The organism is Micromonospora sp. NPDC093244 (assembly GCF_040683695.1).
GTDB lineage: Bacteria > Actinomycetota > Actinomycetes > Mycobacteriales > Micromonosporaceae > Micromonospora.
On sequence record NZ_JBFBEO010000001.1, the window covers coordinates 1,143,572 to 1,160,398 of the forward strand.

The following is a 16,827-nucleotide window of genomic DNA, read 5'->3' on the forward strand; positions in this document are numbered from 1 at the left end:
TGCCGCAGGTCACTCAGGGAGATAGAACGGTCGGTCTTGCACAATGGCATCGGCATGGCCATGCTTGACCACGACAGAACGTTCGGTCTCCTAGGTATCCGGAAGGGTCATCGTGACCACCATTGCTTCTTCGACGGGCATGTCCCAGACCGCTGCCGCGCTGCGCCGGCTGTACTTCGTCCGCTTCGCGTTCGCCATCGTGTGGGCACTCGTGACGATCGCGACCGCCACGGAGATCAGCCCCCTCACGGTGGTGCTGTTCGTGCTCTACCCGCTGTTCGACGTGGGCGCCGCCATCTACGACCTCCGCTCGTCGCGCACCACAGGCACGCCGGCCCTGCTGTACGTGAACATCGCGGTCAGTCTGATCGCCGCCGTCGGCGTGGGTATCGCCGCCGCGTCAGGCATCCCTGCGATGCTGAGCGTGTGGGGCGCCTGGGCGGTCGTGGCCGGTCTGGTCCAGCTCGCCGTGGGCGTCACCCGTCGCCGGATGGGCGGACAATGGCCGATGATCATTAGCGGCGGCATCTCGGTGCTGGCCGGCGGGTCCTTCATCGTCGCTGCTTCCGCGGACAACCCGTCGCTGACCAACGCGGCAGGCTACGCCATCCCCGGCGCCATCTTCTTCCTCATCGCCGCCCTGCGCCTCGGCCGCGGCGCGAAGGGCAACTGACATGACCACCACCATCGAGTACGACGTCGTCGTGATCGGCGCCGGCCCGGTCGGGGAGAACGTCGCCGACCGGGTCGTGCGGGGCGGCCTGACCGCTGCCGTCGTCGAGCGGGAACTGGTGGGCGGCGAGTGCTCGTACTGGGCGTGCATGCCGACCAAGGCGTTGCTGCGCAGCGCGTCCGTCCTGCGGGCGGCGCGGCAGGTGCCGGGTGCCCGCGAGGCGGTGACGGGTGACCTGGACGTGCCGGCGGTTCTGGGTCGCCGGGACTCCTTCGCGTCGCACTGGAAGGACGACGGACAGGTGTCCTGGCTGGAGTCCGCCGGGATCGCGCTGCACCGCGGCCAGGGGCGGATCGCTTCCGCCCGGCTCGTCGAGGTGACCGGCGCCGACGGTGTCACGACGAGGTTGGCCGCGCGACACGCGGTGGTCGTCGCGACCGGGAGCAGCGCTCTCCTGCCGGATGTCCCAGGCCTTCGGGAGGCGGCGCCGTGGACCAGTCGGGAGGCGGCCTCTGCCGGGTCGGTTCCCCGCCGGCTCGCCATCATCGGTGGTGGCGTGGTGGCGGCCGAGATGGCCACCGCGTTCTCCGCCCTGGGATCCTCGGTGACGGTGCTGGCCCGCGACGGTGTGTTGCCGTCGGTGGAGCCGTTCGCGGGTGAGCTGGTCACCGAGTCGTTGCGCGCGGCAGGTGTGTCGGTACGCGTCGGCGCGGAGGCCGTCTCCGTCCACCGGAACGACAGCGGAACGGTCGACATCACCACCGCCGACGGCGGTCGGGTGGAGGCCGACGAGGTTCTCGTGGCGATCGGTCGTACGCCGAACACCCGGGACATCGGCCTGGAGAGCATCGGGCTGGAGCCGGGTGCCTGGCTGGCGGTCGACGACACATTACGCGTCGTCGGCGGCGGGGAGTGGCTGTACGCCGCGGGTGATGTGAACCGGCGGGTGCTGCTCACGCACCAGGGCAAGTACCAGGCACGCGCGGTGGGCGACGTGATCGTGGCCCGGGCGAAGGGCCAGGAGGTCCAGGACGGCAGGTGGGGCCGGCACGCGGCCACGGCCGATGAGCGTGCGGTGCCGCAGGTGATCTTCACCGACCCGGAGATCGCGTCGGTGGGACTGACCGCCGCCGCGGCCGAGGCGGCCGGACTGCGGACCCGGGTCGTGGACTACGACCTGGGCGCCGTCGCCGGATCCTCCCTGCACGCCGATGGCTACCGGGGCCACGCGCGCATGATCGTCGACGAGGACCGGAAGGTGATCGTCGGCTTCACCCTCGCCGGCCCGGACGTCGCGGAACTGATCCACGCCGCCACGATCGCCGTCGTCGGCGAGGTCCCGCTGGACCGGCTGTGGCACGCGGTCCCCGCGTACCCGACCGTCAGCGAGGTCTGGCTGCGGCTGCTGGAGACATACGGCCGTTGACGGAGGGCCATGTGCCTGCCGCCGGCTTTGCGGATCTCGCTGACAGAGAGTCAGACCGGCCTTGATACTGATGCTGCCGCGCGGCCCCCACTGCCGAAAGTGGGGGCCGGTACGCGGCCGTCAGCGAGACGCCGTCGAACACCGTCGTCCGGTCCGCGCCACCGCATTCAGCGGGCAGCCTGGGCCCCTCGAAAGGAATGCCAGATGAACGCCGCTTCTGACATGCCCACGATTGTTCTCGTACACGGCGCATTCGCCGACTCGTCGAGCTGGAACGGGGTGATCGCCCACCTCAAACGCCGGGGTTACCCGGTCATTGCCGTCGCGAACCCGCTGCGGGGCGTGCAGAAGGACGCCGCGTACGTCCGGTCTGTTGTGGACACCATATCCGGGCCGGTCGTGATGGCCGCCCATTCGTACGGCGGATCAGTGATCACCGAAGCCGCGGATGGCGCCCCCAACGTCAAGGCTCTGGTGTACATCGCGAGCATCAGCCCCGAGGTCGGGGAGAGCGTCTTCGATCTGATCGCCAAGTACCCCGGAAGTCAGCTCGGCACCTCCATCAAGATGCTGCCGATCCCCGTCGACGGCGGTGGCACGGCGATGGAGCAGTACATCGATCAAGACAAGTACCCGGCGGTGTTCGCGGCCGACGTCGACCCGGACACCGCCGCGCTGATGGCGGTGACCCAGCGACCGCCCACCGACGAGGCCCAGCAGGAGAGCGTGACAAAGACCGCCTGGAAGACGATCCCCTCCTGGACCCTGGTCACCACCCAGGACCTGGGCGTTCCGCCGGACCTGCAACGCTTCATGGCTGATCGGGCCGGGTCGACGACTGTCGAGATCGACGCGTCCCACGCTGTGGCGGTCTCGCAGCCCGGCCCGGTCGCGGACCTCATCGACACGGCCGCCCGGGCCGCCGCCCGCTGAGGCCTGTTCCCGAAGTCACCGGTGGCCGGTGAAGGCCCCGGAACGTGCCGAGGCGCCGTCAGCAGGGGCTGGCCCGGAGGGTGGGACGACTTGTCCTAGGCAACGCAGCCCCGGGCAGGAGGGACCTGGAACGGCGCCTCCCCGGACAAGCAGACCTCTTTTGCTCCGTGTGGAACCGCGATGTGGTAGAGCGACTCCACACGGAAGGATCGCAATGACGATCAACGTTCGCCACGACCACGTCGGCATCACCGTCGCGCCTGAGCACCTCGACACCACGATCGCCTGGTATGCAGAGAAGCTCGACTTCACTGTGACCCAACAGTTCCATGCCCACGGGTCGACCTTCACCTTCATGACCAACGGCGACACCAGAATCGAAATCATCTCGGCCGGGGCGGAGACGCGCAACCGCGTCCCGACGAACCTGCCGGCAAGTCATGACGTGGAGCGGCTCCACCACTTCTGCGTGGCCGTCGAAAATCTCGATGACGTCTTGGCCCAACTACTGAAGCGCGACGTGACGCCCATCGCAGGTCCGATGCATATCGATCGAATCGGCAGACGGATCGCCTTCGTCACCGACAACGTAGGCACGATCATCGAGCTGACCACCCAGGCGTGAGCTGCTCACGGTGACGCGCGGACAGCGGCGCGCAGCAGGTCCAGGGCGCCGGCGGAGGGTGAACCAGGTTCCGCCCAGTACATGTGGATCCAGTGTTCACCCGAGAGTTGGGCCACCTCGTGCAGGAGGGTCAGTTCACCAGCGACCGGATGTCGGTACCGCTTCGCCCCGGAAGACGGATCCTCGACGTCGTTCTCTTTCCACAACGCCAGAAACTCCTTGCTCGACTCGGACAGTTCGTCGACCAGTGCCCGCAGCCGCCGGTCGTGGGGAAACCGCGTCACTGAGGATCGCAGCACTCCGACGGTTTCGCGAGCAGAGCGAGCCCAATCGAGCAGGATCGTCTGAGCCGTTGGGTCCAGGAACAGCCAATGGGCGTAGAAGCGCTGCTCGAATGGCTGTTTCGAAAAGTCGGTCGTCAGTGCGCGGTGCAGCGGGTTCGAAGCGATCACGCGCGTTCCGCGGCCGACGACGATCGCCGGGATGTCCACAGCAACGAGGAGCTTCAAAACCGTCGGACGGACCGGCTCCTCGGCCAGCGACGTTTCGCGTCCGGCACCGTCTCGCACGAGCGCGTACAACTGTGACCGCTGCGCCGGGGTGAGGCGCAGAACCCGGGCTATCGAGTCGAGCACGGAATCAGACGGAGAAATGTCCCGTCCCTGCTCCAAGCGGGTGTAATAGTCGACGCTGACGCCAGCCAGCATCGCTACCTCTTCTCGGCGCAGCCCGGCGACGCGCCGCTGGCCCCCCTCGGGCAGGCCCGCCGCCGCCGGCTGCACAGCGCTGCGCCGTGCCCGCAAAAAGTCCCGCAATGCCAATTTCCGCGTCATGGCCACGACACCTCACAACATCTCGACGCAGGGCAGTTCGAGATACAAATCGCGCAAAGTCTAGTACGGCAACCGCCGCTCGGGATCTTGGCTGAGGCGCTTCGCCGGAACGGGCAGACGCCTCGGTTATCGACAAGGGCTTCCCCGATGTCGGCGGAGTTGTGGTCAGGTCCGATCCGTGCCTCCAAGCGGTCCAACTGACCATCCGCGCCGCCCGGTGACATTGCCCCGCTGGGGCAGCTCCCGATAGCAGTCACCAGTTCCGGAACACGGCCGGCGGACGGGCGACCGTCAGGGGATGAGTCGGTCGAGCAGGTCGAACCGCTCGTACGGCTGGTCGTAGTCGCCGAAATGCCCGTCGTCGCGCACGATCTGGGTGCCGCCGAGCCGCTCGAACATGGCGCGTCCCTGCCGCTCGTCGCAGCCGTACGGATCCTCGCGGGAGTTGATGAAGAAGATGTCCCGTACGTGCGACCGGATCGCGGCCCAGTCGTAGCTCTCCTGCAGGACCGGTTCTTCGCTGGCGTTGGGCCGGGTGCAGTAGCCGGCGACCAGGATCGCCTGCGCGACAGTGACATCCACCTGCTCCAGGAGCGCCAGGAGGAGCGCCGCGCCGCCGGAGTGACCCACCAGGACCGTGTCCTCGTCGAAGGTGTGCCCCGCCAGCACCTTCGGCAGGAACGTGGCGATCGGCTCGGCGTTGATGCCGGGATAGTGCGGGACCTCGACGGCGTAGCCTCGGGCCTCCAGCCGCCCCGCCAGCCAGCGGTACCAGCAAACGTCCGGATTGCCGCCGGTCCCGTGAAAAATGATCGCCCTACGCGCCATCATGCCCTCCACATCAACGTTGCCGATCCAACCACGTGATCTCCGGTGCCCATGTCACAGCGGGACCGCTGGCGTCGTCAGCGCAGGTAGGAGGTCAGCCGGTCGGCGAGCCGCCTCGGGTGGCTGAGCGGCACCGCGTGGCCTCCGTCGATCTCGTCAGGGGTGACCTGAAGCCGGTCGGCGGCCACCCGGCGCTGGAAGTCCGGGAGGAAGAACCTGTCCGTACGGCCGATGAGGACCTTCGTCGGTACGTCCGGCCAGGCGTCCAGAGGCCACGGCTCGTCGCCTTCGGCACTGACCTGGTCCCGGTTGTGCGCCGCTGCCTCCGCGACGATCTCGGCCGGCACGCCGTTGTAGAACTGCTGCTCCTCGCTGAGCCCTTCGGTGCCCTGGTAACCGGTGTTGTCCCACCAGTCTCCGGGCCTCTCGCCGGGCCTGGGAATCATCGGCGTGAGCAGGACGATCAGCCGCACCGGCAACTCGTCGGCGATCAGGGGTGCGGTGAACGCGCCGTACGAGTGGCCGACGACGACAAGGTCGCTCCGTTCGCCGATCGCGTCCACGACCGTTTCGCGGAACTCGCCGAACCCCGCCGACGGGTCCTCGATCGGCAGTTCCGGAACCACCACGTCGTGGCCGCGGTCGGTCAGCTCGGGCACCAGAAGATGCCAGTCCCACGCGCTGCCGCCACCACCGTGGATCAGAACGAATGTCGCCATGGCCGAGAGCCTCGCAGCCGGGTACGACAGCCGGCCTCGCCCGGTTCGTCGCTCCGGGCCGGTTGCCGGCCGGGACCGCTCCCGTCAGCGGCGGCCGGCGGCCAGGGCGACGAGGTACTGCCCGCCACCGGCGTCGACGCTTGCGGTCACGGGCAGGCCCGGTACCAGCCGGGAGAACCGGTCGACCAGCCAGTCCGCCGTCTCCTGGGCGTCCTTTCTGCTCGGACAGCGGGCGACCAGCTCGCGACCGCCCTTGCGTTCGAGCCGCTCGGCGACGGTGATCAGCGGTGCGGGCTCCACCACGTGCAGGCGGTCCGGCCAGGCGATGACCACCTTGACCGCTCCCTTGCGCGAGTTGCAGGCACGGTGCGCGAGCCGCTCGGTGACCTTGGCCTTCCTGTCGGCCGTACGGCTGTCGACGCTGGGACCACGCGGATCGTTCACCGAGATGTCGGCGTCGACCGGCTCGTCGCACACCCAGCAACGCCAACCGTCACGCTTGCCCACGTCATCGAGGAGACTCATCCGAGCAAACTAGCCTGTTCGGGGAGGGCGGTCCGGGATAGCCTGTGGCGCATATGGCTACCTACCGCAGCGCCTCAGTGCTTCTCGCCTCCGACGGCACCCGGACCCCCGGCACCGCCGCTCTCTTCGCCGAGCCCGCCCGCAGGGGTGGGGTCCCGCCCTGGGCAGGTGACTTCCGACCCGCCAACAACGCCGGCAACGGTCCCAAGAACGCGGTGGGCAAGACCTTCACCCTGGAGCTGCCCGACGGCAGCACCGGCAGGGTCGTGGTCCAGGGCCTCAAGAGCGGCAAGGGAGGCGTCGTGCTGGCGTTGATGGGCGAGGACGCGCCCCCCTTCTGACGCCGACGCGTGACGACCTAAAGCTGCCTCCGCCCTGGTCGAGCTGCTCAGTGGGCCGGATTCGGCGTGTGGGGCCGGCGGCCCAGCTGGTGCCAGTCGGTCTCCACGACGTCGACGCCGTAGTGCGCGGCGGCGGCGAGGATGTTCTGGAACGCCAGATCGCGCTCCTCGTCGTCGACGCCCTGCACCTGGTCGAACCGGGCGACGGCGTTGCGGACGTGAGCGGCGTCGGTAAGCGGTTCCTTGCGCTTGTCGGGAAACGCGAAGACACTCGCCGGCAGCTCGCGCTTCTCCTTCTCGGACAGGGTTCCGTGTTCCTCGTGGGGCTTCCAGGTGGACTTCATCGCCTACCGATACCCACTCGTCACCCGACAGCACCCCGTCGACCGAAAATTCCGCCGCCGCCGTCGGTGATGAGTTGTCGCGCCGGCGCCCGTCATACCTACGACAGGACGTGACGAGGCGGAAGGATGACGTGATGAGCGCGGACACACGGCTGGGAAAGCTGGGCGAGGTCGACGAGTCGGCGTTCTCGGGGCTGGCGCAGCGGCACCGGCGGGAGCTGCACGTGCACTGCTACCGGATGCTCGGGTCGTTCGAGGACGCCGAGGACACCGTGCAGGAGACGTTCCTGCGGGCGTGGCGGCGGCGGGAGACCTTCGCGGGTCGCTCGACGTTCCGGGCCTGGCTGTACCGGATCGCCACAAACGCCTGCCTGGACCTGCTCGCCAAACGCCGGCCCGAGCCCGCCACAGGCGGGGAGGTGCTGTGGCTTCAGCCGTACCCGGACCGGCTGCTCGACGAACTGGCGACGGGTGACGCGGACGAGCCGGAGGCGGTCGCCGTCGCGCGGGAGACGATCGAGCTGGCGTACCTGGTCGCCGTCCAGCACCTCGCGCCGCGCCCCCGGGCCGTGCTCATCCTGCGGGACGTGCTCGGCTGGCCGGCGAAGGAGGTCGCGGAGCTGCTCGGAGATTCGGTCAACTCCGTGAACAGCGCGTTGCAGCGGGCCCGCGCCGGGATGCGGGAGCACCTGCCCACCGAGCGGCAGGACTGGACCGGCGGCGAGGAGGACGCGGGGACGCGTGAGCTGGTACGTCGCTTCACCGACGCCAGCGTGGCAACGGACATCCCCACGCTGACCACCATGCTGCGGGACGACGTCCGCTGCTCGATGCCGCCCACCCCGGGCCTGCACGTCGGCCGCGACGCCGTGGTGAGGGACTGGACCGAGGGCGGCTTCGGGGAGATGACGGGACTGCGTGCCGTCCCCACCTCGGTCAACAGGCAACCCGCCGTCGCCTTCTACCACTGGCGCGAGCGGGAGGGGGCGTACCTGCCGCTGACCATCGACGTCCTGCGCATCACCGGCGGTGCGATCACCGAGATCACCATCTTCCACGGCGACCAGTTCCCGCGGCTCGGGCTGCCGGAGAGCCTGCCGGCACACGACACCGAGTAGTCCCCGGTGTGGACGGTCACGCTGCGCTGTGGCGCACGTGTCGCGCGGCCGAGGTGCGCGTGGCCGTCCCCTCCGGCACCACCCCTGTGCCAGATACCGAACGATGGAGGATCGACATGGACAGCACGAATGACACCGGGCTCGTCGCAGCCCCGGCGGCGGGCCGGACCGGCCACACCCGCGTCCGTGGGCTCGTCGGCGTCGGCCTCGCCGCCGCGCTCGCCGCGGTGGTGGCCACCACCCTCGCCGCCGCGCTCGCCCGGGCGGTCGGCGTCGACTTCGAGATCCCGGACGGCGGCGAGACGATCCCGCTGTCCGGCTTCGCCGTGGTGACCGGCTTCTTCTCGGTCGTCGGCATCCTCATCGCCGTCGCTCTGCTCCGGTGGAGCGCGCGCCCCGCGCAACGGTTCGTCTGGACGGCCGGCACGCTGACCGCGATCTCGCTGGTCCCGCCGGTGCTCTCCGGGGGTGACGCCGCCACCGTCACGGCCCTCGTCGCGCTGCACCTCGTGCCGGCGGCGGTGATGATCCCCGCCCTGGCGCGGGGTCTGCGCTCCCGGGCCGGTTGACGACCCCGGCCCGCGGGACCACGCGGCGCGGGCCGCCAGGTCGGTGGCCGCCGGCCAGGGTAGTTTCCAGTCATGAGTGACGACACCTTCCGCTCGGTGGAGATCGAGCGCACCAGCGTGGGGAACTACGTCGCGCGGAACGTCCGCGGCGGATCGATGTCGCTGGGCACCGGCGAGGACGCCAGCTTCACGCCCGTGGAACTCCTTCTGGCAGCCATCGGCGGCTGCACCGCGATAGACGTGGACCACATCACCAGCCGCCGGGCCGAGCCGACGCGGTTCTCCGTCGACGTCACCGGCGACAAGGTACGCGACGAGGCCGGCGGCAACCGGATGCAGAACCTCCGGGTGGAGTTCACAGTGACGTTTCCGGCGGGTCCGGACGGCGACAAGGCCCGCGAGGCGCTGCCCCGGTCGCTACAGCAGTCCCACGACCGGCTGTGCACCGTCTCCCGTACCGTCGAACTGGGCACTTCCGTCTCGATCGTCGAAGCGGGCGACGCCCCTGAGGCGTGACCGGCCGCCCCGCCCAGCGCGGGCGACGGGAGCTGGCTTGCCGTAGGTTGGTAGCGCTCGACAACACGGCCGGCCACCGTCACCGGCCGGTGAATCATCGACCACGCCACGCGTCTGCGGATGAGGGACAGGCCACGACATGACGGCGGTATCACGCCAACAGCCGACTGCTCCTGGTCCGGAGGTCGCCCGGCAGGGAGCAGAAGAGGACCTGCGGGCGCTGTTCGGGCAGTCCACGGCCCTGTTCGCGTCACTTGCCGGGCCGACGCACCTGGTGGAGTCGGCCAACCCGACGTTCTTCGCCAGCATCGGCGAGGAACGGGCACGCACTGGCGTCGCGCTCGCGGACCTGATGCCCGAACTGGCCGGCCAGGACTTCGTCGCCCTGCTGGACCAGGTCTACCGCACGGGGGAGCCGGACACCGGCCGTGACGTCCGGGTCGTCCTGGGCAGCGGGCCGTACACGCGGGAGACGTTCTTCGACGTCACCTGCGAGCCACGCCGGGACGCCGCCGGCAACGTGATCGGTGTTCGCCTGCTCGGCGTGGAGACCACCCAGGTCAAGCACGCCCAACGCCTGATGGTCAAACACCGCGCCCTGCTGGAGCAGATCGCCCGCCAGGCGCCCCTGGCCGAGGTGCTCGACGGGATGGCCCGCTGCATCGAGAACCTCGCGCCGCAGGAGGTGTTCGTCTCCGTACTCCTCGCCGATCCCGACGGCCGGCACCTCCGGCACGGCGCCGCGCCGAGCCTGCCCGACTTCTACAACAAGGCCATCGACGGGATCGCCACCGGCGAGGGTGTCGGCTCCTGCGGCACCGCCGCGCACCGGCGGGAGCCGGTCATCGTCACCGACATCGCCACCGATCCCTTCTGGAACGACTTTCGCGACCTCGCCGGCCGGGCCGGACTGGGCGCCTGCTGGTCCACGCCGATCCTGGCCCGCGACGGTGGCCTGCTGGGCACCTTCGCCATGTACCACCGCACCCCGCGCGTCCCGCAGGACGCCGATCTCGCGCTCACCCGCGTCTTCGCAGGCACCGCCGCCCTGGCCATCGAGCGGCACCACATCGAGCAGGCGAAGGCGTCGGCCGAGGCCCGCGCCAAGTCCGCCCACGACGACCTGGCCAGGGCGGTACGCGCGGAACGGGAACTGCGTGCCGAGGCCGAGCAACGCGCCGCCGCCGCAGCGGACCTCGCCGCCCGGGTACGCGCCGCCGCCGCCGCGCAGGCCGCCGCGCCGCACCCCGAGCGCTGCCAGCTCGGCGGTCCCGCCGGTTGCCTCGCTCCGGCCGAGATCAAGATCGCCGACTCGTGGGGCGACTCGGCGTGGGGCTGCCCCACCCACGTCGAGGAGGCCATCCTCAACGTGCGGTCGGTGTTCATCGCCAGCGAGGAACTCGGCGGCCTGGCGGCCTACCTCAACCGTTGACGTCTGACGGTCGCGGCTTGGGGGTGTCGGGTGCCGTCAGCCCGGCAGGCGGCCGCGCGTGGAGACGAAGTGGTACGACATGACGGCGAACGCGGGGTCACGCACCAGTCGCCGGAAGGCGTTCAGCTGGTTGGGTGACAGCCCCGCGGCGAGCAGGTCCGGCTCCAACTGGCGGGAGTTCGTCTCGTAGAGCGACGTGCCTGTCGAACCGCCGGTCCAGCTCTGCGAGTGGGTGATGGTGTCCAGGTCGGTCAGGCCGGCGAGGGCCATCTCGGTGTGCACGTCCTGCGCCCACCCCAGGTCGGCGCCGTGGTCCTCCAGGACGCCCATCATCGCGTCCATGACCTGCGCGAAAAGCTTCGCGGCGTCGTCCGTCGGTGCGGTCAGCACCCGCAGCGGCCCGGTGCAGTCGAACTCCTCCACCACGAGCCACCCGCCGGGAGCCAACGCGCGGGTGAGCGTACGCAGGACCCGTCGTCGGTCGGGGAGGTGCAGCAGCACCAGCCGGGCGTGGATCAGGTCGAACGCGTCACCGGGCGGCGGTTCGGTGCGGACGTCGTGCCTGCGTACGCGCAGGTTGCCGTCGGCCACGAGATGGGTGGGGTCGATGTCCGTGGCGAGCACCTCGCCGTCGTCGCCTACCGCGCGGGCGATCCGTCGGGCCATCGAGCCGCCGCCCGCGCCGACCTCCCAGCAGGTCGCCCCCGCACGGAGCACCGGGCGGGCGAGACGGCGCGTGGTGATCGGGTCCAGGAAGGATTCCAGTGCGTGCATCTGCGCGACGGCGTCCGGTGCGCCGTTGTCGAACGTGTACGTGTCGTCGTTGGTGTCGCTGGTCATGGGTGTCTACCTCTCGCGGAAGGTCTGGATGACTACGGGGTGTCGGCCCAGAGCCGGGGGGCGGGCCGGTTGGTCGGGGGCGCGACGGCGGTGGTGACGCTCAACATCGCGGCCACCGGGCTCGGATCGACGCGGGCCTCGGCCGTCGGTCGGTCGTAGACCACCCGGCCGTACTCCAGGACCGCCACCCGGTCCGCGACCTCGATCGCGTGCTGGAGCTGCTGCTCCACGAGCAGCACGGTCAGGCCGTCGGCGGCGAGGGCGCCGATGAGCTCGCGGACCCGGGCCGCGAGGTCGGGGGAGAGACCCTCACACGGTTCGTCGAGCAGCAGCACCCGAGGTTGGCCCAGGAGTGCGCGCGCTATCGCCAGCATCTGCTGCTCGCCGCCGGACAGCTCGCAGCCGCGGTGCCGCAGCCGTTCGGCCAGTCTCGGCAGCAGTTCCAGGATCCGGGCCACCGTCCAGCCCTCGCCGCCCGGGGTGGCGGCCCGCCACGGCGCGGCCGCCAGGACCAGGTGTTCGGCGACGGTCAACCGCGAGAAGACCCGCCTGCCCTGTGGCACGAGACCCACGCCGGACTGGGCGATGCGGTGCGGTTGCCGGCCCGCAACGTGTACGCCGCCGATCTCGATGCGACCACTTGAGGCGCGCACCAGCCCGGCGATCGTGTGCACGAGCGTGCTCTTGCCCGCGCCGTTGCGTCCCACCACGGCCTGGATGCTGCCGGGGCGTACCCGCAGGCTGACCTCGTGCAACACGGTCCCCCCGGCGTAGCCGGCGCACAGACGCTCCACACTCAGCATCAGGCCACCCCGTCGGCGTAGGCCTGCCGCACCAGCGGCGAGGTACGGATCTCGTCAGGTGTACCGGCGGCCAACCGCTGACCGTCGCGGAGCACGGTGACCGTGTCGGCGAGGGCGTACACCAGGTCCAGTCGGTGTTCGACAAGCAGTACGGCGACGGCGCGGGGCAGCGCCCGGAGCAGCTCGACCAGCCGGCCGACCTCGGTGGCGGACAGTCCGGCCGCCGGTTCGTCGAGCAGCAGCAGGCGGGGGCGACCGGCAAGGGCCATGGCGATCTCCAACTGGCGTCGTTGCCCGTGTGCGAGGTGCCCGGCAGGCACCGATGCGACGTCGGCGAGGCCCATCCGCTCCAGCAGCGGACCCGCCCGGTGTTGCGCGGCGTGCCGGCGTCCGCCGGGCCACCACCTGCGCCGCGGGATGACCCGCGGCAGCGCGGCCACCACGACGTTCTCCGTCGCGGTGAGCGTCGAGAAGACAGCCGGTCGCTGGTGTATCCGGTTGATGCCCCGTCGGGCCCGTGCCGCTGGGCCGAGCCGGCCGACGTCCCGTCCGAGGAACACCACAGCGCCGTGCTGCGGCCTGGTGGCGCCCGCGATCACGTTGAGAAGGGTCGTCTTGCCGGCTCCGTTGGGGCCGATCAGCGCGTGCCGCTGGCCGTCGTGGATGGTCAGGTCGACGCCGGCGAGCGCGGCGAGCGAGCCGTACCGCACCTGGACGTCCCGGGCGTCGAGCAGCGGCGTCATGTCCGTGGCTCCGGTGCTGCCCCGGCGTGCTCGCGGACGGTCGGCCGGTCCGGTTGGCCCGGCGGGACGTCCGTCGGGCGCGGTCTGAGCCGTGCCCGGTCGACGCCGGAGGGCAGCAGGTAGACGGTCGCCACGAACAGCGCCCCCAGCACCAGCGGCGCGTGGCCGGGCAGTACCCCGAACAGCCAGTCCCGGGCGGCGATGACGAGCGCCGCGCCCACCAGGGCGCCGCCGACCGAGGCGGTGCCCCCGATGACGACCCCGAGCAGCAGGAGCGCGGACGTGTCGAAGCCGAAGTCGGCGGGGGAGATGTACTGCTGGGCGACGACGAGCAGCGAGCCGGCGGCACCGGCGACCGCTCCGGCGGCGACGTGCGCGCCGGACACCAGCAGGGGCACCCGGTGCCCGCTGGCCCGCAGCCGCCTCTCGTCGTCGCGGCAGGCGCGCAGCAGCAGCCCGACCCTGGTGCGCAGCAGCAACAGCACCGCGCCGACAAGAGTGGCCGCGACGACAAGCGTGTACAGGTAACGCGCCTGGTCGCTGGCGAGCACCGGCAGGCCCCAGAACGGGCGGACGGCGGGTATGCCGGCCAGCCCGTCCGTGCCACCGGTCACCGCCCGCCACCGGCCGAGGACAGTCACGACGAGTTCACCGACCGCCAACGTGATCATCAGGACGATCACCCCACGGGCGCGGACGACGAGCGGCACGGTCAGCGCGGCCAGCGCCGCCCCGGCACCCGCCGCGACCGCCACCTGCACGACGCCGACGTCCGAGACCCGGCTACCGAGCACCGCGCAGGCGTAGGCGCCCGCCGCGTACGGCGCGGTCTGGCCGAGGGTCGGCATGCCCGCGACGCCGGTGAGCAGTGCCACGCTGACCCCGACCACTGCCAGCGCCAGCGTCCGGGCCAGGATCGCCGTGGTGTAGTCGTCGACCACCAGGGGCGCCACGACCAGGCCAACCAGGACGAGCACCGCGACGCCACCGCGACCCCACCGGATCACCTCGTCCCTCACGTCGTCCCCCACCTGGCGGCCAGGCCACGCGCCCGCACGGCAAGCACGGCCGCCATGGCGGCGAACAGCAGGAACGGCGCGGCGGACGGCAGCAACGCCACCCCCAACGTCTGGATCTCGCCGATCGCGAGGGCGGCCAGCAGCGTGCCCGCCGTCGACCCGAGACCACCGAGGACCACGACCACCAGGGACAGCAGGAGCACGGTGTCGGCGGTGTCCGTGCCGGGGCCGATGATCGGCGCGCCCAGGACCCCTGCAGCGCCGGCCAACGCGCCGCCGGCGGCGAGTACACCGGCACGGATCCGGGTGGGACTCACGCCCATGCAGGCGACCATCTCCGGGTCGTCGACGGCCGCCCGGACGAGCATCCCGGCCCGGGTACGCCGCACCACGAGGTAGAGCGCGGCGGAGATCACCGCCGCGACCACGATGAAGACGAGCCGGTACGCGGCGTACCGGTGGCCGGCGACCATCACCGACCCGTCCAGGGCGGCCGGCACCCGGACCCGCGGATCGTCGGGTCCGAAGCCGGCGACGAGCAGGCTGCCGCCGGCCAGAGCCACGCCGAAGGTCAGCAGCGCCTGGGTGAGGTGGTTGCCGGCGGCTACAGGTGTGAGCAGTCCGGCCAGCAGCACGCCCGTAGCGGCGGCGGCGAGCACACCGACCGCCAATGCCAGCGCCAGGCTCGTCCAGCCGCCGTCGAGCAGCGCCGCCGCCGTGTACCCACCGATCGCGTAGAGCATCCCGTGCGCCAGATTGAGGATGTTGGCGACGCCGAAGCAGAAGACCAGACCCGAGGCGGCGACGAAGACGAGCAGCCCGTAGGCGACCCCGTCCAGCGCCGGGATCAGGTACGGGTCGATCCGGTTCGGGCCGGACACCACCAGGATCACCGGCCGACGGTCGCGAGGTCACCCACGACGGTGTTGGACAGCGCCCGCCCGTCCTGACGGACCTGGCGCAGGTACCACTTCTGCACGGGTGAGTGCGTGGTGGTGGAGAACTGCCAGGTACCGCGCGGGCTGGCGATCTGACCGAGCTGAGCGATGGCCGCGTTGATGGCCTCCGGAGTCGGGTCGTCGCCGGCTGCGCCGATCGCCCGGTCCAGCACCGCCGCCGCGTCGTACGAGGCGAGCGCGTACGTGGTCGGCGAACCGTCGTGCTTGGCCTTCCACGCCGCCACGAAGGCGCGGTTCTCCGCGTTGTCCAGGTCGGGCGAGTAGTTGAGCACCGAGTAGATGTCCCGGGCCGCCTCGCCCTGCGCGTTGAGCACACCGCCCTCGGTGAGGAACCCTGCCGCGTACAGCGGGACGTCCTTGATCTCGGACTGCGCGTACTGCTTGACGAAGTCGACGGCGGCGCTGCCGGCGTAGAACGTGTAGACGGCGGCGGCGCCCGATGCCTTGATCCGGGCGAAGTACGGGGTGAAGTTCGTGGTGGCCGGGAACGGGGTGAAGGTGGTCTTGCCGTCCGCGTTGGCGAGCTTCCCGCCGATCTTGCTGAACGCGTCGGTGAAGCCGCGCAGCTCGTCCCAGCCGCCCTGGTAGTCCGGCCCGATGGCGTACACGGAACCCTTCACGTTGTCCCGGACGTGCTGGGCGATGGCTGCCCCAGGTTCGTCGGAGAGGTACGAGGTGTGCCAGACCCGGGACACGTCCTTGAGTTCCGGCCGGCCGTTGGAGCCGACGAGGGGCACCTTGGTTTCGTTGAGCAGGGGGGTGACCCCGGCCACGGAGCCACCGCCGACGATGCCGGTGAGCGCGGACACCCGGTCCTGCTTGAGCAGCTTGGTCGCCGCCGGCACGGCGGTCTGTGCGCCGTTGCCCTCGTCCGCGACGACGAGGTCGACCTGTCGACCGCCGAGCTTGCCGTCGTGGGTGTCCAGGTAGAGCTGGAAGCCGTCGCGGATCTCCGTACCGACTGCCTGGTACGTCCCGGACAGCGACGCGAGCAGTCCGATCTTTATCGATCCGCCGGCGCTCGTGCCGGGCGCGTCGTCACCGCAGGCCGAGCTGGCGGTCAGCACGGTCGCGAGCAGCGCGGCGGTGAGGGCACGGCTGCGCCAAGGGGTGGTGAAAGGCATGTCCTACTCCAGGGGAAGGGGAAGTGTGTCCGGCGTGGGGCGCCGGGGTGGTCAGCGGCTGCGGGCGAGGGCCGCGCGGGCTGCGGGGGTCAGGGCATCGCCGATGCGGTTGGCCAGCTCGGTCATCTCGTACGACACCTTGCCCACGTCGCACTCGGGCGCGGCGAGCACCAGCAACGAGGCCCCGTCGTTGAACGCCATCGAGAACATGAAGCCGCCCTCGAGCTGCGTGACGTTGGAGATCACCGCGCCGGCGTCGAAGAACGCCGCGGCGCCGCGCAGCAGGCTGACCAGACCGCTGCCGGTCGCGGCGAGCTGGTCGGCCCGGTCCGGTGGCAGGTCGCGGGTGGCGGCGACCATCAGGCCGTCGCTGGAGATCGCGATCGCATGGCTGACCTCGGTCGCGCGGGCGGCGAAGTTGTCCAGCAGCCAGCCGAGATCCTGTTGATCGGTCACG

The 16,827-nt window shown here is 70.8% G+C and carries 21 protein-coding genes; 9 read left to right on the plus strand and 12 right to left on the minus strand.

Annotated elements, in window-relative coordinates; all coding sequences use genetic code 11:
* The first annotated feature begins 112 nt into the window (after window positions 1-112).
* The 4 genes from AB0N27_RS04995 (at window position 113) to AB0N27_RS05010 (ending at window position 3,657) form a co-directional block, all read left to right on the plus strand.
* Window positions 113-673 (plus strand): hypothetical protein, encoded by a 561-nt coding sequence (locus tag AB0N27_RS04995; RefSeq protein ID WP_364363272.1) that lies wholly within the window; start codon window positions 113-115, stop codon window positions 671-673.
* A 1-nt stretch (window position 674) separates the two neighbouring features.
* Complete coding sequence (locus tag AB0N27_RS05000) at window positions 675-2,099, plus strand: NAD(P)/FAD-dependent oxidoreductase (RefSeq protein ID WP_364363275.1); 1,425 nt, start codon at window positions 675-677, stop codon at window positions 2,097-2,099.
* 204 nt (window positions 2,100-2,303) lie between these two features.
* Window positions 2,304-3,032: an alpha/beta hydrolase gene (locus AB0N27_RS05005; RefSeq protein WP_364363278.1), complete on the plus strand. Its 729-nt coding sequence runs from the start codon at window positions 2,304-2,306 to the stop codon at window positions 3,030-3,032.
* A gap of 214 nt (window positions 3,033-3,246) precedes the next feature.
* On the plus strand, window positions 3,247-3,657 hold the full coding sequence (locus AB0N27_RS05010) for a VOC family protein (RefSeq protein ID WP_364363281.1): 411 nt from the start codon (window positions 3,247-3,249) through the stop codon (window positions 3,655-3,657).
* A 5-nt stretch (window positions 3,658-3,662) separates the two neighbouring features.
* Here AB0N27_RS05010 and AB0N27_RS05015 read toward each other — a convergent pair whose 3' ends face one another.
* The 4 genes from AB0N27_RS05015 to AB0N27_RS05030 form a co-directional block, all read right to left on the minus strand.
* On the minus strand, window positions 3,663-4,490 hold the full coding sequence (locus tag AB0N27_RS05015) for a helix-turn-helix transcriptional regulator (RefSeq protein ID WP_364363284.1): 828 nt from the start codon (window positions 4,488-4,490) through the stop codon (window positions 3,663-3,665).
* A 291-nt stretch (window positions 4,491-4,781) separates the two neighbouring features.
* Window positions 4,782-5,318 (minus strand): alpha/beta hydrolase, encoded by a 537-nt coding sequence (locus tag AB0N27_RS05020; protein ID WP_364363287.1) that lies wholly within the window; start codon window positions 5,316-5,318, stop codon window positions 4,782-4,784.
* 77 nt (window positions 5,319-5,395) lie between these two features.
* Window positions 5,396-6,037, minus strand: coding sequence for an alpha/beta hydrolase (locus AB0N27_RS05025; RefSeq protein ID WP_364363289.1), 642 nt, complete (start codon window positions 6,035-6,037; stop codon window positions 5,396-5,398).
* Between the two features lie 84 nt (window positions 6,038-6,121).
* Window positions 6,122-6,562 (minus strand): hypothetical protein, encoded by a 441-nt coding sequence (locus AB0N27_RS05030; RefSeq protein WP_364363292.1) that lies wholly within the window; start codon window positions 6,560-6,562, stop codon window positions 6,122-6,124.
* Between the two features lie 53 nt (window positions 6,563-6,615).
* Between AB0N27_RS05030 and AB0N27_RS05035 the strand changes: the two genes are divergently transcribed.
* A complete protein-coding gene (locus tag AB0N27_RS05035; RefSeq protein WP_364363295.1) occupies window positions 6,616-6,903 on the plus strand; it encodes a hypothetical protein in 288 nt (95 codons plus the stop codon).
* A gap of 47 nt (window positions 6,904-6,950) precedes the next feature.
* On the opposite strand, the gene AB0N27_RS05040 is transcribed toward AB0N27_RS05035, so the two are convergent.
* A complete protein-coding gene (locus tag AB0N27_RS05040; RefSeq protein ID WP_357980946.1) occupies window positions 6,951-7,247 on the minus strand; it encodes a DUF6582 domain-containing protein in 297 nt (98 codons plus the stop codon).
* 134 nt (window positions 7,248-7,381) lie between these two features.
* Here AB0N27_RS05040 and AB0N27_RS05045 point away from each other — a divergent pair, with 134 nt between their 5' ends.
* The 4 genes from AB0N27_RS05045 to AB0N27_RS05060 all read left to right on the plus strand — a co-directional run bounded on the left by AB0N27_RS05045 (window position 7,382) and on the right by AB0N27_RS05060 (window position 10,882).
* Window positions 7,382-8,365, plus strand: coding sequence for an RNA polymerase subunit sigma-70 (locus tag AB0N27_RS05045; protein WP_364363299.1), 984 nt, complete (start codon window positions 7,382-7,384; stop codon window positions 8,363-8,365).
* Between the two features lie 116 nt (window positions 8,366-8,481).
* Entirely contained in the window at window positions 8,482-8,934 is a 453-nt protein-coding gene (locus AB0N27_RS05050; protein ID WP_364363302.1) for a DUF6069 family protein, read from the plus strand.
* 72 nt (window positions 8,935-9,006) lie between these two features.
* A complete protein-coding gene (locus AB0N27_RS05055; protein ID WP_364363305.1) occupies window positions 9,007-9,450 on the plus strand; it encodes an OsmC family protein in 444 nt (147 codons plus the stop codon).
* Between the two features lie 139 nt (window positions 9,451-9,589).
* Window positions 9,590-10,882, plus strand: a complete 1,293-nt coding sequence (locus AB0N27_RS05060; protein ID WP_364363308.1) for a GAF domain-containing protein — start codon at window positions 9,590-9,592, stop codon at window positions 10,880-10,882.
* A gap of 36 nt (window positions 10,883-10,918) precedes the next feature.
* Here AB0N27_RS05060 and AB0N27_RS05065 read toward each other — a convergent pair whose 3' ends face one another.
* The 7 genes from AB0N27_RS05065 to AB0N27_RS05095 are packed head-to-tail and all read right to left on the minus strand — an operon-like array spanning window position 10,919 to window position 16,826.
* A complete protein-coding gene (locus AB0N27_RS05065) occupies window positions 10,919-11,722 on the minus strand; it encodes a methyltransferase domain-containing protein (protein ID WP_364363311.1) in 804 nt (267 codons plus the stop codon).
* 32 nt (window positions 11,723-11,754) lie between these two features.
* On the minus strand, window positions 11,755-12,525 hold the full coding sequence (locus tag AB0N27_RS05070) for an ABC transporter ATP-binding protein (protein ID WP_364363314.1): 771 nt from the start codon (window positions 12,523-12,525) through the stop codon (window positions 11,755-11,757).
* On the minus strand, window positions 12,525-13,268 hold the full coding sequence (locus AB0N27_RS05075) for an ABC transporter ATP-binding protein (protein ID WP_364363317.1): 744 nt from the start codon (window positions 13,266-13,268) through the stop codon (window positions 12,525-12,527). The genes AB0N27_RS05070 and AB0N27_RS05075 overlap by 1 nt, the downstream gene beginning before the upstream one ends.
* Window positions 13,265-14,287, minus strand: a complete 1,023-nt coding sequence (locus tag AB0N27_RS05080; RefSeq protein WP_364363320.1) for a branched-chain amino acid ABC transporter permease — start codon at window positions 14,285-14,287, stop codon at window positions 13,265-13,267. Before AB0N27_RS05080 ends, AB0N27_RS05075 begins: the two co-directional genes overlap by 4 nt.
* Window positions 14,284-15,180, minus strand: a complete 897-nt coding sequence (locus AB0N27_RS05085; protein ID WP_364363323.1) for a branched-chain amino acid ABC transporter permease — start codon at window positions 15,178-15,180, stop codon at window positions 14,284-14,286. Before AB0N27_RS05085 ends, AB0N27_RS05080 begins: the two co-directional genes overlap by 4 nt.
* Window positions 15,177-16,370 (minus strand): ABC transporter substrate-binding protein, encoded by a 1,194-nt coding sequence (locus tag AB0N27_RS05090; protein ID WP_364363325.1) that lies wholly within the window; start codon window positions 16,368-16,370, stop codon window positions 15,177-15,179. The genes AB0N27_RS05085 and AB0N27_RS05090 overlap by 4 nt, the downstream gene beginning before the upstream one ends.
* A 51-nt stretch (window positions 16,371-16,421) precedes the next feature.
* Entirely contained in the window at window positions 16,422-16,826 is a 405-nt protein-coding gene (locus AB0N27_RS05095; protein WP_030490280.1) for a roadblock/LC7 domain-containing protein, read from the minus strand.
* Window position 16,827: the final 1 nt, after the last annotated feature.

What these genes read in the sequence shown, in the direction of transcription:
- AB0N27_RS05000 (WP_364363275.1), top strand. Translation starts at nt 675, where the DNA reads ATGACCACCACCATCGAGTACGACGTCGTCGTGATCGGCGCCGGCCCG.
- AB0N27_RS05005 (WP_364363278.1), top strand. Translation starts at nt 2,304, where the DNA reads ATGAACGCCGCTTCTGACATGCCCACGATTGTTCTCGTACACGGCGCA.
- AB0N27_RS05010 (WP_364363281.1), top strand. Translation starts at nt 3,247, where the DNA reads ATGACGATCAACGTTCGCCACGACCACGTCGGCATCACCGTCGCGCCT.
- AB0N27_RS05015 (WP_364363284.1), bottom strand. Translation starts at nt 4,490, where the DNA reads ATGACGCGGAAATTGGCATTGCGGGACTTTTTGCGGGCACGGCGCAGC.
- AB0N27_RS05020 (WP_364363287.1), bottom strand. Translation starts at nt 5,318, where the DNA reads ATGGCGCGTAGGGCGATCATTTTTCACGGGACCGGCGGCAATCCGGAC.
- AB0N27_RS05025 (WP_364363289.1), bottom strand. Translation starts at nt 6,037, where the DNA reads ATGGCGACATTCGTTCTGATCCACGGTGGTGGCGGCAGCGCGTGGGAC.
- AB0N27_RS05030 (WP_364363292.1), bottom strand. Translation starts at nt 6,562, where the DNA reads ATGAGTCTCCTCGATGACGTGGGCAAGCGTGACGGTTGGCGTTGCTGG.
- AB0N27_RS05035 (WP_364363295.1), top strand. Translation starts at nt 6,616, where the DNA reads ATGGCTACCTACCGCAGCGCCTCAGTGCTTCTCGCCTCCGACGGCACC.
- AB0N27_RS05040 (WP_357980946.1), bottom strand. Translation starts at nt 7,247, where the DNA reads ATGAAGTCCACCTGGAAGCCCCACGAGGAACACGGAACCCTGTCCGAG.
- AB0N27_RS05045 (WP_364363299.1), top strand. Translation starts at nt 7,382, where the DNA reads ATGAGCGCGGACACACGGCTGGGAAAGCTGGGCGAGGTCGACGAGTCG.
- AB0N27_RS05050 (WP_364363302.1), top strand. Translation starts at nt 8,482, where the DNA reads ATGGACAGCACGAATGACACCGGGCTCGTCGCAGCCCCGGCGGCGGGC.
- AB0N27_RS05055 (WP_364363305.1), top strand. Translation starts at nt 9,007, where the DNA reads ATGAGTGACGACACCTTCCGCTCGGTGGAGATCGAGCGCACCAGCGTG.
- AB0N27_RS05060 (WP_364363308.1), top strand. Translation starts at nt 9,590, where the DNA reads ATGACGGCGGTATCACGCCAACAGCCGACTGCTCCTGGTCCGGAGGTC.
- AB0N27_RS05065 (WP_364363311.1), bottom strand. Translation starts at nt 11,722, where the DNA reads ATGACCAGCGACACCAACGACGACACGTACACGTTCGACAACGGCGCA.
- AB0N27_RS05070 (WP_364363314.1), bottom strand. Translation starts at nt 12,525, where the DNA reads ATGCTGAGTGTGGAGCGTCTGTGCGCCGGCTACGCCGGGGGGACCGTG.
- AB0N27_RS05075 (WP_364363317.1), bottom strand. Translation starts at nt 13,268, where the DNA reads ATGACGCCGCTGCTCGACGCCCGGGACGTCCAGGTGCGGTACGGCTCG.
- AB0N27_RS05090 (WP_364363325.1), bottom strand. Translation starts at nt 16,370, where the DNA reads ATGCCTTTCACCACCCCTTGGCGCAGCCGTGCCCTCACCGCCGCGCTG.